The organism is Exiguobacterium sp. s138 (assembly GCF_018618775.1).
Lineage (GTDB): Bacteria > Bacillota > Bacilli > Exiguobacteriales > Exiguobacteriaceae > Exiguobacterium_A > Exiguobacterium_A artemiae.
This window is the reverse complement of the sequence record NZ_JACSMW010000011.1, coordinates 1-14466: the sequence shown is the minus strand read 5'-3', so window position 1 is coordinate 14466 and position 14466 is coordinate 1. Positions and strand designations below refer to the sequence as shown.

Sequence of the window (14466 nt, the reverse complement as noted above, 5' to 3'; positions counted from 1 at the left end):
ATACTTGTACATATGTTCCCGTTTCTCTGTTTCACTCAAACCTGATTCAACATGTTATCGTTGCAAGAGAAGATAAAAAAAGGAGGAACCGACTTGAAAATCACACGGATTTCGACCCAAAAGAAAAATACGGAGCGCTTCAATATCTATATTGAACGTGAAGGTAAGGAAGAATATGCCTTTGCCGTCGATGCCGATATTTTGATCAAGTATAACCTGCAACGGGACAAGGAGCTTGACGATGATTTCGTCAAAGAAGTACTGACAGCGGAAGAACAGCAAAAAGCATACCGTTTATCACTCAATCATTTATCATACCGAATGCGGGCGACGAGCGAAGTCGAAGCATACTTGATGGAAAAAGAGACACCGGAACATGCCGTCAAGCATGCCATCAAACGATTGACCGACCAAAAATATTTAAACGATCAACAGTTTGCCGAGGCGTATACAGCGACAAAAAAAGCAACGACACCGCAGGGACCCGGAAAAATCCGGCGTGATTTAGAAGCGCTGAAAGTGAACAAAACGTACATTGATCAAGCGCTGGAATCATTTACGGAAGAAGAGGAACTAGAAAAGGTATTGAAATTTCTCCAGCAAAAACAAAAAGAACTTGCCCGCCGGTCGGTTCGGGAACTGAAACAAAAACTGCAACAAACATTGATGCAACGCGGATTCTCATCAGAGGTTTCAAAACAGGGGATTCAACTCGTATTTGAAGAAGTCGAAGCAGAGACGGAAGAATCGGCTGCTTTATACCAAGCGCGGAAATACTATCCGAAGTATCGGAATCTGGAACCGTTCGCCCGAGTGCAGAAAACGCAACAGGCGTTAGTTCGAAAAGGATTTCCGTATGCACTCGTGTCGGAAGTGATCGAACAGGTCAAGCAGGAAGAAGCGGACGGAATATAAGTTTCGGCTTCATTTTAAAAGATTAGACACAAAATTGACAATTGTTCGATAATTATGCTATTCTACGCTCAGATTAAGAAAAGGAGGAACCGTCAAATGAAACAGCCAATTGTAAACGCACTTATCAAACAGCTGAATATGGCGGAGACTCTCGAACTCGTATAAACACTATTTTCAGTGTGCGATTGACAGGGAATCCGTTCCCCGAGCACGCAGACCATATCGTCGATTCACATCGTCTTTAGAAAGGCAGATGGATTCTCGGACTGCTCCGGAAATCCGTCTGCCTTTTTTGCGTGCTTGGAAACAACGTAACACCATTATGAACGACAAAGGGGGGAACCATCGTGCGATTGTTTCGCCAACTCAGCTGGTTTCTGAAGGAACATAAAAAATCATATTTGATTGCCGTGTTATTGCTGATTGTGACCGGCTTCATCGACTTGACACCACCATGGTTGATCGGAAAGGTGATTGACGGACTGCGTTCCGGATCCATGGATCGGACGACATTGATTCAGTATGTGGTCGGGCTGACCGTTATTTCCATTATGTCCTTTATTCTGACGTATTTATGGCTTGCGAAATTATTCGGAACAGCCTTTTTACTCGAACGGACATTACGAAGTCAATTTTTTACGCATTTATTAAAGTTAACCCCGACCTTTTATCAACGTAACCGCACAGGGGATTTAATGGCGCTTGCGACCAATGATTTGAAAGCGGTCGAACGGACAGCCGGTTTTGGTGTCCTGACGCTCGTTGACTCGCTGAATATGACGGCCATTACACTTGTCGTCATGGGAGTAGCGATCGATTGGAAACTGACGCTTGCCGCCTTATTGCCGATGCCCATTCTTGCGTACGCGATGAATAAACTCGGCAGTCAGATCCACGGCCGCTTCATGACAGCACAGGATGCCTTTGGCACGATGAATGATCAAGTCGTGGAGTCGATTTCCGGACTGCGGGTCATTCGTTCATTCGTTCAGGAAGACATCGATGTTAAAAAATTTGATGATGTCACGACGGATGTATTTGATAAAAACATGCATGTCGCAAAAATTGATGTCTTGTTCGAGCCGATTATTAAATTACTCGTCGGAATCAGTTATTTGATCGGTCTATCGTTCGGGACGTACCTCGTCTTTACGAACGATATTACGCTTGGACAACTCGTCGCCTTCAATATTTATCTCGGAATGTTGATTTGGCCGATGTATGCGTTCGGAGAGCTGATCAACGTCATCCAGCGCGGAACAGCGAGTCTCGATCGTCTTCAGGCGACGATGCGGGTCAAACCGTTGATTTCATCGACTCCTGTCGTAGAGATTACTACTCCTGAAACGATTGTCTTATCGGATTTGACGTTTACGTACCCGGGAACGAAACAGCCCGCATTGCGCGGCATCAACGTGACGATCGAACAAGGAAAGACAATCGGGATTGTCGGTCCGACCGGTGCCGGGAAAACGACGTTGCTTCGCCAATTTTTACGCGAATATCCACTTGACCGTCATATGCTGCAAGTCAACGGTGTTCCCTATGAAGACGTCGCTTTGGAAACGGTCCGGGGATGGACGGGTTATGTTTCGCAGGAACACCTTTTGTTCTCGAAAACAGTGCGGGATAACATCCTCTTTGGCGCCGGAACGGCAACGGAAGCCGAACTGCAGGAAGCAATTCGTCTGGCGTCATTCACAACGGACATTACCATGCTCGATCAAGGTCTTGAGACGTTGGTCGGTGAACGTGGTGTCACGTTATCCGGCGGTCAGAAGCAACGGCTGTCGATTGCCCGGGCGATGTTGAAAAAACCGAAATTATTATTGCTCGACGATTCGTTGTCTGCGGTCGATGCAAAAACCGAGTCGCATATCATTGAAGCGATTCGAACCAATCGGGAGCAGGCGACGACATTGATTGTCGCACACCGTCTGTCTGCCGTTGCCCATGCGGACGAAATTCTTGTCTTGCAGGACGGTCAAGTGACAGAACGGGGTACGCACGAACAGTTGATGGATCATAAAGGGTGGTACGCCGAACAATTCGAACGGCAAAGTGAAGAAACGTAAGGTAGGAGGTGTCGAACGTGAAGGAAGAAGAATTATATCTATTAGATCCCGTTCGTCGGAAAACGACGATTCGATCACTTGTTCGTTATGCGATGTATGAAAAACAAGCAATTTTCCTCGGATTATTTCTCTTGATTCTGGCAGTCGGAGCAGAATTGACCGGACCATATATTGCGAAAGTCATCATCGATGAACATATTGTTGCGATTGAAAAGGATTGGGTTGAAGTGAAGGACGGAGGAAGGGTCGAGTATGACGGGCGCCAGTTTGCGAAGAAGCAGGATGTGCCGTCTTCCGATGTCATTCAAGCGATTTCAGTTGTTCAATCGAAGAGCGGTTATTATTTTGTGCCCGAACAAGTCGTCAGCGGAGGAGAACGCAACGTGACCGGTGGAACGTTAACCGTCACGCGTGGGGAAGAAACGTTTCGTTATTCGGGCGTCAAGAAGCTGACGCAAGGACAGGTATATGATTTTTATGCCTCTGACTTAAAAGCGGTCGGCTGGCTGTCCTTGCTGTATATCGTCCTGCTGTTAATCGCGGCCGGTTTGAACTGGGTCCAACAAATCCTGCTTCAGCGGTCGGCGCATAAAATCGTCAAACGGATGCGGCTCGATGTCTTTACACATTTACAACGGTTACCGGTCCGCTATTTTGACCAGACACCGATCGGAAAGATTGTCAGTCGTGTCACAAACGATACGGAAACAATCCGTGATTTGTACTTGGGTGTGCTCGCACGCGTCTTTTCAGGGTTGATTACGATGGCCGGAATTTTAGTGGCGATGTTTTTCCTCGATGTCCGTCTCGGACTCGTTTCGCTGTTGATTATTCCGATCGTCTACTTCTGGATTCAGCTGTTCCAGAAACTTGCAACGGAAAATAACTTCAAGGTCCGGTCGCTTGTCGCAGATATGAATGGTCAGTTAAACGAGAACATTCAAACGATGCCGATCATTCAAGCGTATGCGCGGGAAAAAGAAGTGTTGGCGGAATTTGAACAAAAAAATGAAGAGAATTATCAAACCCGTTCGAAGTTGTTGCGGCTTGATGCCTTGATGTCGCATAACTTATCGTATTTCCTGAAAAACCTGACGCTGGCCTTATTGATCTGGGTCGTGGCGGGTAAAAGCCTGACCGACGGAACCTTTTTATCGCTCGGGATTTTATATGCCTACATCGATTATGTGTCACGTCTCTTTGAACCGGTCACACAAATCATGAATCAGTTGTCGCCGTTGCAACAAGCACTCGTTTCAGCAGACCGGATGTTCCAACTGCTCGACGAAAAGGGAGAAGATGTCGGAAAAGGACGTTTACCCCGTTTCGCCGGACGTGTGGAGTTCAAGCAGGTCGGTTTCAGCTATGATCCGGGTCATCCTGTCTTACAGGACATCGAAATTGACGCCCGTCCCGGAGCGACAATCGCTCTCGTCGGACATACGGGCAGCGGGAAAAGTTCAATCATGAATCTGCTGATGCGTTTTTATGATCCGTCATCCGGTCAATTGCTGATTGACGGACAGGATGTCACGTCACTGCCGAAACAGGCGGTCCGCGATCATATGGGCATCGTCCTGCAGGATCCATTTTTATTCACGGGAACAATCCGATCGAATATCACGCTCGGCAACCCGGCGATTTCCGAAGAACGGATTCGGGAAGCAATCGTCGCCGTTGGGGCAGACCGGTTCATCGACCGTCTTCCTAAAGGTCTCGATGAACCCGTCATCGAAAAAGGCGCGACCTTGTCTGCCGGCGAACGGCAGTTGATCAGTTTTGCCCGGGCTTTGGCGTTTGATCCGGCCATTTTAGTTCTCGATGAAGCGACGGCGAGCGTCGATTCGGAGACGGAAGCGATGATTCAGGATGCCTTATTGACGTTGACGAAAGGGCGCACGACCTTCATCATTGCCCACCGTTTGTCAACGATCAAAGACGCCGACGAAATCATCGTCCTCGACCATGGACGGATATCCGAACGCGGAACGCATGAAGAGTTACTCAAAAAACAAAAAATCTATGCCAAAATGTATGCGTTGCAAAGTAAACGCAATCTCGAATTGAAATCAAGCTAACTCCATCATTTTTCTTCTCCTTTTCGTATATACTAATGACGAAGAGGGGGAGTTTTTTTATGGAGACACGTATGAGCCAGTTATCAAAATATGAATTAGAGATGCTCGTGACGAAATTGAATGAGCAAAAACGTAAAGCGGAGCAACACGGGAACATGAGTGAAGTCGAGGTGATTATCCGCAAGATTGCGATTGCCCAAAGTTATCTCGTCGACACAAGCCGGTTTGAGACGGGTCGCTTTTACCGGATTGATGGAGAAGAGACACGATTTGAACTGCATTTCGTCAACGGTGTGATGGGCTGGGGACATTTTGAGGGAACGGTCAACGAAGTGGCGATTCCGCTCGCATTGATTCAGGAAGAGGAGGAATGAAGATGGATCAAAATCGTACAGAAGCATTAAACGAATTGGCGGAAGAATTACAAAAAGTCAATGAGACATTGACGCCGCTTGAAGCCTTGACGTGGGTCGAAGTCTTATGGGAAGATTTCGAAGCGACACTTGCAAAGGCGGGAGAAAAATATCAGGGTGAGGCAGTTGCCGTTCGTTTCGTTCAGCAACAAATCAAGCAACATGGTCCGATGCTTCACCGTTTTAATACAACAAACGAGAAGTTCAAGCATTTGATGATTGGGCGCGACGATCAGTCAATCAATTAAAAAAGAACTCGCGGTTCGGAAAAGAAACTTTTCCGAACATGGCGAGTCCTTTTTTTATAATGCAGGTACAAACAATTTTTTTTGCAACGTCCGTTCGCTGAAAACCCATCCTGTATAGGAACTGACAATTTGGCGTGACGTTGCATCAATCCGGACGACCGCGACGAACGGATAGACTTCTTTCGTGAAATAACGTAAGTTCGTGAACCGGTATTCGACGATTCCGTCTTTTCGGGAAACCGTATACGTATGAATTTTTGAAAATTCAAGGAACGCCTGTAGATCCGCGTTCTCCTTGACGATGTCATACAATTCATCCCCATGCGGTTCATTTTTGATCCGGAAATTACCGCACTCGACGACTGTTCCGGAATTAATCTTGACGACCGCATATTCATTTCGAAGACGTGCTGCGACATGCCACTCATCCCATTTCATGCCGGGAGAAATGAATAGCTTGTGTGCTCCGCCGTAATAACGAGCGGCCGTCGCCAAAGCATCGTTACGCAACTTAAATTGAACCGCATAATAGATGATGACGATCGCAATCAAAATCGGGAAAATGACCATCGTGGCACGGGTCAACAGCCAAATGCCGAACGCCCCGTAATACATCGTGAACAGGTAAGGGTCAAATGTATTGATGACGCCCCAACCAATCCAGGTTTTCTTAAAGGGATGAAGTGCCTGCGTGCCGTAAGCATTAAACAGATCGACGAAGACATGAAGGGCGACAGCAATCTGTGCCATCAGCCATAATGAAGTAGGCGGAACGCCGAACAGGGCGCCGATGACGATTGATAGTAACAACGGCCAGGCAATCAAGGCGATCAGACCGTGGGATTTACCACGGTGCTGTCTCAGGTAGGCACTGTTGCCTTTAAATTTAAATACAGTATCAAAGTCTGGAGCATGGGAACCGACCAACGCCGTAGTCGTAACAGCCGCAAACAGCGTAGCGCTTGCTGCGATATCCGGTTCAAGTGTGGAAATGGCGGCGAGGCAAAGTCCCATTCCGATATGCGTCCCAGTATCCAATGCAAATTCGCTCCTCTATCAAAGTATTCGAAATCATAATAAACGTAAATTGATTTTAATTTTTAAGGTTAATTGAACTTACTATAACGTATCAAACAGAAAAGAGGTAATATTTTGACTCTTGTCACAGAATATTTCAGAAACTTTAATAAACAGCATTTTACGACGGAATTGGTGCAGTGGTTCTTGCGGGAACAACGACAGTTACCGTGGCGTGAAACCAAAAATCCTTATCATATCTGGATCAGTGAAATCATGCTGCAACAAACACGGGTCGATACAGTGATTCCATATTACCAGCGGTTTACGGAACGGTTTCCGACACCCCACGATTTGGCGTCGGCCGACCAAAGTGAAGTCTTAAAATATTGGGAAGGCTTAGGGTACTATTCCCGGGTTAAGAACCTTCAAATCGCAGTTCAGGAAGTTGTTGAAAAATATGACGGGATCGTACCGGATGAAAAAGAACGGTTTGAAAGTTTACGGGGAGTCGGTCCCTATACGACCGGTGCGGTTCTCTCAATTGCCTACGGCCACCCGGAGCCTGCCGTCGACGGGAACGTCATGCGTGTCTTATCGCGTGTCCTCGGAATTTATGACGACATTGCCGCACCGAAAACACGAAAAGTCTTTGAAGCGGCCGTTCATGAATTGATTGATCATGCGGATCCGTCAAGCTTCAATCAAGGGTTGATGGAACTCGGTGCAATGGTCTGTACACCGAAATCACCGATGTGCGGACTGTGTCCGGTCAATGATGTCTGTTTTGCTTACGACCGCTCGGTTCAGGCGGAGTTGCCTGTCAAAACAAAAAAAGGTAAAACACAGACGATCCGGTACGATGCATTGGTCTATGAAGAAAACGGACAAGTCGCCGTCATGCAACGTCCGGAAACGGGACTGTTGGCCGGCATGTGGCAGTATCCGTTAGTGGAATCGACGGAAGAGCAACCCGGAATGCAAATCGGCAGTGTAAAACACATCTTTTCGCACCGGATATGGGATATTACGGTTTATCGTGTTGCGACACAACCGGAAGGAACCGTTCTGATGGATGAACAGACATATGACAAGCAACCGATTTCGGTCGCCCAAATGAAGATTGATCGCCTATTAAAGGAGGAACTCTGATGAATCGTTTTTATTCAGAAACGAAAGTGCCGGCGACAAAAGACCAAGCCTGGTTCTTTTTAAGTGATGCCAAAGCCTTGACGGGAATGACGACGTTTCCGAAAGTGCAGACCATCGGGGACACCCGGACATATGCCGGCAATACAATTCAGCTGAAGGTCGGTGTTCCACCGTTTTTTGTAAAATGGGATTCGATCATCCCGATGGTCGGCAAAGATGCATTTGTTGACGTCGGAGTGAAGGTACCGTTTCCTTTCTCTGCGTGGTGTCATACACACCGTGTCGAAGAGCGCCCGGACGGTGTCTATATGATTGATGACTTAATTTATAAATCGTATTTACCGAAAGTACTGGTGGATTTATTTATTTTGAAACCGATGTTTCAGCAACGGAAACAGGCGATTTTACATCATTTTTCAAGTTAAATACCAGTCATTTTCCTGAAAAAGTAGCCTTTCGTTTTTCATGTGTTCTGAAAATGGGTATAATAAGCACGAGAGTATTGAAAAAACTGAATAAAAAGCTTCAGAAAGGAGTAGCACATGAGTCGATTCCCAAAAGAAAGTAGCAAGATTGAGATTCAAAGTTTCAAACATAATGGCAGCTTACACAGAGTTTGGGAAGAAACGCTCGTGCTTAAATCGACGGAAGAAGAATTGATTGGATTCAATGACCGGATCATGGTCAGTGAATCGGATGGTCGTCAGTGGCGGACACGAGAACCCGCGATTTGTTATTTTTCGACAGAACTTTGGTTTAATGTAATCTGTATGATTCGTGAAGACGGTATCTACTATTACTGCAACTTGGGTTCACCTTCGACGTTTGATGAAAAGGATCGAGCAGTCAAGTACATTGATTATGATTTAGATATCAAAGTCTATCCGGACATGTCTTACATGATTTTGGATGAGGATGAGTACGAGAAACACCGCCGGGAGATGAACTATCCGAAAGCGATTGATCGTATTCTGAAAGACAACGTTCAGATTTTGATTCAATGGATCCGCAGTCGCAAGGGTCCGTTTAACCCGGCATTCGTTGAAACGTGGTATCGTGAATACGAAACAAGGTATCGGAGATGATGGTTCGCCATCGTCTTTTTTTAGTGGAAAGAAGGGGAACACATGGGTAAAGCAAAGCGAAAACAGTTAAAAAAGAAGGGTTCCATCAGACGGTACATGGAATTCGTCAAACCGTATAAAAAACAAATTCTTTTGACGGTATTCGTCGGGATCATCAAGTTTTCGATTCCGCTCGGATTGCCGCTTCTCTACAAGTACATCATCGACAATCTGCTCGATAATCAAACGGTTCCGCTCGCGGAACGCAGTAAAGAACTTGCCTATTTGATCGGCGCCGGATTCTTCGTTTTTCTCGTCATCAAACCGCCGCTTGAATACATCCGGCAGTATTTGGCCCAGTGGTCGGCATCAAAAATTTTGTTTGATGTCCGGAACCGGCTGTTTGATCATGTCCAGAAGCTGTCACTCCGCTTTTATTCGAACACGAAGACCGGGGAAGTCATCTCCCGGATCATCAACGATGTCGAACAGACAAAGGATTTTGTTGTTACCGGGTTGATGAACTTATGGCTCGACATGATTACGATTTTGATAGCGATTGCTATCATGTGGACAATCGATCCGAAGCTGACGCTCGTTGCGATCATTCCGTTGCCGTTTTATGCACTCGCGGTCAAGTTCTTTTATGGACGACTCCGCAGTCTGACACGTGACCGTTCGGCGGCACTTGCTGAACTGCAGGGGCACTTGACGGAGCGGGTCAACGGAATGGCGGTCATTCGCAGTTTTGCGCTTGAACCCCATGAAAATCAGGCGTTCAAGAAACAAAACGATGGCTTCTTGACGGCAGCATTACGTCAAACGAACTGGAATGCCCGGACGTACGTCGTCGTCTCGACGATTACCGATTTTGCCCCGATTCTGATTTTCGGCGCAGCGGCTTTCCTTGTGCTGAACGGTCAGGAATCACTCGGCACGATGGTCGCCTTCATCGCCTATATCGATCGCCTGTACGCGCCGCTCGGTCGTCTTGTCAACTCGTCGACGACATTGACGCAGTCGATTGCCTCGATGGACCGGATGTTTGAGTTTTTGGACGAACCCTATGATATTACGGAAAAAGCCAATGCGAAAAATCCGGTTCATGTCAAAGGGAACGTCCAGTTTGAAAATATCAGCTTCTCCTACGAAGAAGGCGGCGAACGGGCGATTGACCGGTTGACGCTCGATGTACAGGCGGGAGAACGGATTGCCTTCGTCGGGATGTCGGGCGGCGGGAAATCCACGCTTGTCAGTCTGATTCCTAGATTTTACGATGTGTCGTCCGGGCGGATCACGCTTGATGGAGTCGATATTCGTGATTTGAAGTTACGTGGTTTACGCGATCAAATCGGAATGGTCATGCAGGAATCGATTCTGTTCAGTGAATCGGTCGAAATGAACATTAAGATGGGGAATCCCGAGGCGACGGATGAAGAGGTGGTCGCGGCAGCGAAGGCAGCCAATGCCCATGAGTTCATCGAACGACTGGCGGACGGTTATAAAACACCGGTCGGCGAACGGGGGGTCAAATTATCAGGCGGTCAAAAACAGCGTTTGGCAATTGCCCGGGTCTTCCTTAAAAATCCACCGATTTTAATTTTGGATGAAGCGACGAGTGCCCTGGATCTCGAAAGTGAATCGATGATTCAGGACTCGCTTGCGCGTCTTGCGAAAGGACGGACGACGTTTACCGTTGCCCATCGTCTTTCGACGATCACCGATGCCGATAAGATCGTTGTCATTGAAAACGGTCAAATCACGGAAATGGGACGTCACGAAGAACTGATGCGAAAACGCGGCGCTTATTTTGAACTGTATGCGATTCAAAACCTCGAGCTGGTTGAATAAAAAAAGGCTGTTCCGCGAAAAACGGAACAGTCTTTTTGTTATGAAGGACTGACTTACAGTTGGGCAAACGCACGGTTGACAGCAACGATTGTTTCGTCGATGTCTGCTTCCGTGTGAGCCGTTGTCAAGAACCAGGCTTCGTATTTCGAAGGCGCAAGGTTGACGCCTTGTTCGAGCATTAATTTGAAGAACCGGCCGAACATTTCACTGTCGGCACGTTCGGCACCCAAATAGTCGACGACCGTTTCATCCGTGAAGTAGACCGTCAATGCACCTTTGAGACGGTTGATTGTGATCGTGACGCCATGTGTATCGGCAGCTTTTAAAATGCCTTGTTCGAGTTTAGCACCGAGGCGGTCGAACTCTTCATACACACCCGGCTGTTCGAGTAATTCGAGGCAGGCAATACCGGCTGCCATCGAAGCTGGGTTTCCGGCCATCGTACCTGCTTGATACGCCGGACCAAGCGGAGCGACGTGTTCCATGATATCCTGGCGTCCACCGTAGGCACCGATCGGGAGACCGCCACCGATGATTTTTCCGAGTGCCGTCATGTCCGGGCGGATGTTCAGAAGTTCTTGGGCACTGCCGTACGTAAATCGGAAAGCCGTGATGACTTCATCATAGATGACGAGTGCGCCGTGTTCATGCGTAATTTCGTTGATGGCCTCGAGGAACCCGGGTTGCGGTTCGACGATGCCGAAGTTCCCGACAATCGGTTCGACGAGAACGCAGGCGACCTGATCGCCCCATTCTGCCATGATTTGACGATAAGATTCAATATCATTGAACGGTGTCGTAATGACCTCTTTTGCTGTTGCTTTCGTCACACCGGCTGAATCGGGTGAACCGAGTGTTGCCGGACCGCTTCCTGCTGCAATCAGCATCAAGTCTGAGTGACCGTGATAACAGCCGCTGAATTTCACGACGAGTTCACGTCCTGTATAAGCACGGGCGACACGGATCGTCGTCATGACGGCTTCCGTCCCTGAGTTTGTGAACCGGACTTTCTCTAACGATGGAATCGCCTGTTGCAGTTTATGGGCAAAGTCGATTTCTAGGCGATGAGGTGTACCGTATAATAACCCGTTGCGTGAAGCATTCGTGATCGCTTCCGTAATATGTGGATGCCCGTGACCGGTAATGATCGGACCGTAAGCTGCTAAGTAATCGATGTAACGGTTGCCGTCGACATCATAGAAGTAAGCTCCTTCTCCTCGTTCCATATAGACGGGCGCACCGCCTCCGACTGCTTTATACGAGCGGGATGGGCTGTTCACACCTCCGACGATACATTTTTGGGCCACTTCATATAAGGATTCCGAAGTAGGACGTTTTGTATGAGTTGACATGATGATTCCTCCAATCATTGATACGTGAAAAATATCACGATATGATTGTATCATGTCCGTCAAACGTAGAGCAGAGCCGTTGACGGAAAGGAAGAATGTAGGTAGACTAATTATAAAGATTACAATCTAATAATCAATGAAAGATAGAAATGAGGGGATGACGTGGCGAACGAGATGCTAGATGATGCAGTACGCTCTTTACGTGAATCAGGCGTTCGGATGACACCACAACGTCATGCGATTTTGGAATATTTAACGACGGGACATACACATCCGACAGCAGATGAAATTTATCGTGCGCTCGAACATCGTTTTCCAAATATGAGTGTGGCGACAGTTTATAATAATCTACGGGTCTTCCGTGAAAAAGGAATCGTAGAAGAGATGAATTATGGAGATGCTTCCAGTCGTTTTGACTTCGTCACGACGCGTCATTACCATATGATTTGCGAAGGATGCGGAAAAATCGTCGACTTCAATTACCCTGTCCTGGATGACGTCGAGACTGTTGCGGCGCATTTAACAGGCTTTAAAGTAGACCGCCACCGTCTTGAGGTTTACGGGACTTGCCCGGATTGCCAATCGAACGTGCATTAAAAAAACGAGCTTCCTTTTAACGGGGAGCTCGTTTACTGTGTTTGTTGTACTTTTCATCGAATTCTTTTCCTTCAAGGTTACGATCCATCGTCAGAGGTTCGTCGCAGTGCATACATAAATCAACGCGTCCGAGGACTTTCGTTTCTTTACCGCAATTCGGGCAGGTGACGACGGCAGCTTTCGTCGAAGTAAGTCCGATCAGGAAATAGAGCGCTGTGCTGGCAAGGACCATGACAAACCCGACAAGCATTAGGATGACCATGATGATTTCGAATTGTTTTAACAAAAGACCGCCATACATGACAAGCATTCCGCCGAATACGAGGAACATTGCCAAGTTACGGGCCCGGTTTATTTTATTCTTACGTTGTTTTTTCACATGAATTCCCCCTGTAGCCAGTCTAGCATATTGTGGGATCGAGTCAGAAGCAGGAACGATTGATTTTTTGTCGAAAATGGTAACGGACGAATGATCAGAGTAACGAGTACGGAGTAGAGAAGGGTGAGAAGGAAATGGAACAGGCAACACGAACAATTTATTCAGAATATGCGGCTTATCCGGAGACACAGGGAATCATCGCCGTTGAGAAAAGACAACCGAGAGACTCTTTAACCGATCAATTTGATGTTTTACTTTTAGTCATTACACGAGATCCTTCCGTCGAGTGGACCGTTAAGCATTATCGATTGAATACATTGCGGGTTTCATTACATCTTGTGCATGAACAAGTCCTCTCCCGTTGGTTAATCTTAAATGCAAATCGCCGGGCCGTCCATTGGGTGTCGGAAGGAACCATCATTTTTGAACGGAATGATTACTTAACGGATTTGAAAAAACAATTACGCAACTTCCCGGAGACGGAACGCTGCTTACAGATGTCGTTATCATTCGCTAAATTACTGCGTCGTTTTCAGGATGGACGGAATCTATTCAGCCGCGGTAATTATTATGATGCTTATACGCATGTCCATCATGCATTGCATCATCTGGCCCGGCTTTCCGTTCTCGAAAAGGGAGCGCATCCGGAAGTCGTCGTTTGGGAACAGGCCCGGTTGGACGATCCGGATGTCTATAAGTTATATGAACAACTTCTGTTGAGTGAAGAAACACTGGAACAACGGATTCACTTGGCGTTAATCGGATTAGAACATCTGTTGCAGTCAAAAGTCTTGTCTGGTGGTAAATACTTATTTGAAGTCATGCGAGAGCGGGATCGTCCTTGGACGATGCATGAGTTGATGGAAGAAAGTCGTCTGACAGAATTGAAGGTTGATTTAGGGAGCCTGGTTGATTTTTTCATTCGGAAAGGATTGATCCGAATTTCGTATCAACGGACAAAAGGACTTGGTGTGGAACTCGTGACATACGAACCGGTCGTGTGATAGACCGGTTTTTTTGTTTTTTTTTAATAAATATAGAACCAGCATATATAGAAGAAAAAAATAATGAAAAGAAAAATTAAGAAAAAGCATTGACGTTATTATCTCGAGATAGTATATTAATAGATGTCGACAGGCACACGCCATTGACGCGATGAAAAAAACAAGAAAAAAACGGTTGACGCATAAGTTATTCCGTGATATCTTATTAAAGTCGCTGAAAACGACACGACGAACTTTGAAAACTGAACGATGAGGCAAAAAACGTATCTTCGGATACAAACAATGAATGAAGCGCAAGCTTCGTCAACGTGACTTTGGTCA

14 protein-coding genes are annotated in these 14466 nt (G+C 46.8%); 11 read left to right on the top strand and 3 right to left on the bottom strand.

Features of this window, described 5'->3' with window-relative positions:
* Positions 1–93: 93 nt before the first annotated feature.
* From KNP91_RS15045 to KNP91_RS15025, 5 genes are all read left to right on the top strand, one after another.
* On the top strand, positions 94–915 hold the full coding sequence (locus KNP91_RS15045; RefSeq protein ID WP_214766367.1) for a RecX family transcriptional regulator: 822 nt from the start codon (positions 94–96) through the stop codon (positions 913–915).
* Positions 916–1262: 347 nt separating this feature from the next.
* Positions 1263–2990 carry an ABC transporter ATP-binding protein gene (locus KNP91_RS15040; protein ID WP_012369554.1) on the top strand — a complete coding sequence of 576 codons (1728 nt, stop codon included), beginning with the start codon at positions 1263–1265 and terminating at the stop codon, positions 2988–2990.
* Positions 2991–3007: 17 nt separating this feature from the next.
* Positions 3008–5068 carry an ABC transporter ATP-binding protein gene (locus KNP91_RS15035; protein ID WP_214850847.1) on the top strand — a complete coding sequence of 687 codons (2061 nt, stop codon included), beginning with the start codon at positions 3008–3010 and terminating at the stop codon, positions 5066–5068.
* A gap of 59 nt (positions 5069–5127) precedes the next feature.
* The gene (locus tag KNP91_RS15030) at positions 5128–5442 is read left to right on the top strand and encodes a DUF1811 family protein (RefSeq protein ID WP_214766363.1); all 315 of its coding nucleotides are present in this window, start codon (positions 5128–5130) and stop codon (positions 5440–5442) included.
* Between the two features lie 2 nt (positions 5443–5444).
* The gene (locus KNP91_RS15025) at positions 5445–5729 is read left to right on the top strand and encodes a YfhJ family protein (RefSeq protein ID WP_214766361.1); all 285 of its coding nucleotides are present in this window, start codon (positions 5445–5447) and stop codon (positions 5727–5729) included.
* Positions 5730–5783: 54 nt separating this feature from the next.
* Here KNP91_RS15025 and KNP91_RS15020 read toward each other — a convergent pair whose 3' ends face one another.
* Entirely contained in the window at positions 5784–6767 is a 984-nt protein-coding gene (locus KNP91_RS15020) for a metal-dependent hydrolase (RefSeq protein ID WP_214850839.1), read from the bottom strand.
* Between the two features lie 114 nt (positions 6768–6881).
* Here KNP91_RS15020 and mutY point away from each other — a divergent pair, with 114 nt between their 5' ends.
* The 4 genes from mutY to KNP91_RS15000 all read left to right on the top strand — a co-directional run bounded on the left by mutY (position 6882) and on the right by KNP91_RS15000 (position 10813).
* Positions 6882–7898: an A/G-specific adenine glycosylase gene (gene mutY, locus KNP91_RS15015; RefSeq protein ID WP_012369559.1), complete on the top strand. Its 1017-nt coding sequence runs from the start codon at positions 6882–6884 to the stop codon at positions 7896–7898.
* Positions 7898–8323, top strand: coding sequence for an SRPBCC family protein (locus tag KNP91_RS15010; RefSeq protein ID WP_012369560.1), 426 nt, complete (start codon positions 7898–7900; stop codon positions 8321–8323). Before mutY ends, KNP91_RS15010 begins: the two co-directional genes overlap by 1 nt.
* A 117-nt stretch (positions 8324–8440) precedes the next feature.
* On the top strand, positions 8441–8983 hold the full coding sequence (gene ntdP / locus KNP91_RS15005) for a nucleoside tri-diphosphate phosphatase (protein WP_012369561.1): 543 nt from the start codon (positions 8441–8443) through the stop codon (positions 8981–8983).
* A 42-nt stretch (positions 8984–9025) separates the two neighbouring features.
* Positions 9026–10813, top strand: coding sequence for an ABC transporter ATP-binding protein (locus KNP91_RS15000; protein ID WP_214766357.1), 1788 nt, complete (start codon positions 9026–9028; stop codon positions 10811–10813).
* Between the two features lie 53 nt (positions 10814–10866).
* Here KNP91_RS15000 and KNP91_RS14995 read toward each other — a convergent pair whose 3' ends face one another.
* Positions 10867–12165, bottom strand: coding sequence for a glutamate-1-semialdehyde 2,1-aminomutase (locus KNP91_RS14995; protein ID WP_214766355.1), 1299 nt, complete (start codon positions 12163–12165; stop codon positions 10867–10869).
* A gap of 174 nt (positions 12166–12339) precedes the next feature.
* Here KNP91_RS14995 and perR point away from each other — a divergent pair, with 174 nt between their 5' ends.
* On the top strand, positions 12340–12762 hold the full coding sequence (perR, locus tag KNP91_RS14990) for a peroxide-responsive transcriptional repressor PerR (RefSeq protein WP_251027441.1): 423 nt from the start codon (positions 12340–12342) through the stop codon (positions 12760–12762).
* 16 nt (positions 12763–12778) lie between these two features.
* Here the strand turns inward: perR and KNP91_RS14985 are convergent, their stop codons facing one another.
* A complete protein-coding gene (locus KNP91_RS14985; RefSeq protein ID WP_012369565.1) occupies positions 12779–13141 on the bottom strand; it encodes a DUF2614 family zinc ribbon-containing protein in 363 nt (120 codons plus the stop codon).
* 134 nt (positions 13142–13275) lie between these two features.
* Here KNP91_RS14985 and KNP91_RS14980 point away from each other — a divergent pair, with 134 nt between their 5' ends.
* Positions 13276–14145: a nucleotidyltransferase-like protein gene (locus KNP91_RS14980; RefSeq protein WP_012369566.1), complete on the top strand. Its 870-nt coding sequence runs from the start codon at positions 13276–13278 to the stop codon at positions 14143–14145.
* Positions 14146–14466: the final 321 nt, after the last annotated feature.

Bases quoted from the DNA above. Each gene is read 5' to 3' on its own strand.
- KNP91_RS14995 (WP_214766355.1), bottom strand. From the start codon at position 12,165: ATGTCAACTCATACAAAACGTCCTACTTCGGAATCCTTATATGAAGTG.
- KNP91_RS15010 (WP_012369560.1), top strand. From the start codon at position 7,898: ATGAATCGTTTTTATTCAGAAACGAAAGTGCCGGCGACAAAAGACCAA.
- KNP91_RS15000 (WP_214766357.1), top strand. From the start codon at position 9,026: ATGGGTAAAGCAAAGCGAAAACAGTTAAAAAAGAAGGGTTCCATCAGA.
- perR (WP_251027441.1), top strand. From the start codon at position 12,340: ATGCTAGATGATGCAGTACGCTCTTTACGTGAATCAGGCGTTCGGATG.
- KNP91_RS15025 (WP_214766361.1), top strand. From the start codon at position 5,445: ATGGATCAAAATCGTACAGAAGCATTAAACGAATTGGCGGAAGAATTA.
- ntdP (WP_012369561.1), top strand. From the start codon at position 8,441: ATGAGTCGATTCCCAAAAGAAAGTAGCAAGATTGAGATTCAAAGTTTC.
- KNP91_RS14980 (WP_012369566.1), top strand. From the start codon at position 13,276: ATGGAACAGGCAACACGAACAATTTATTCAGAATATGCGGCTTATCCG.
- KNP91_RS15030 (WP_214766363.1), top strand. From the start codon at position 5,128: ATGGAGACACGTATGAGCCAGTTATCAAAATATGAATTAGAGATGCTC.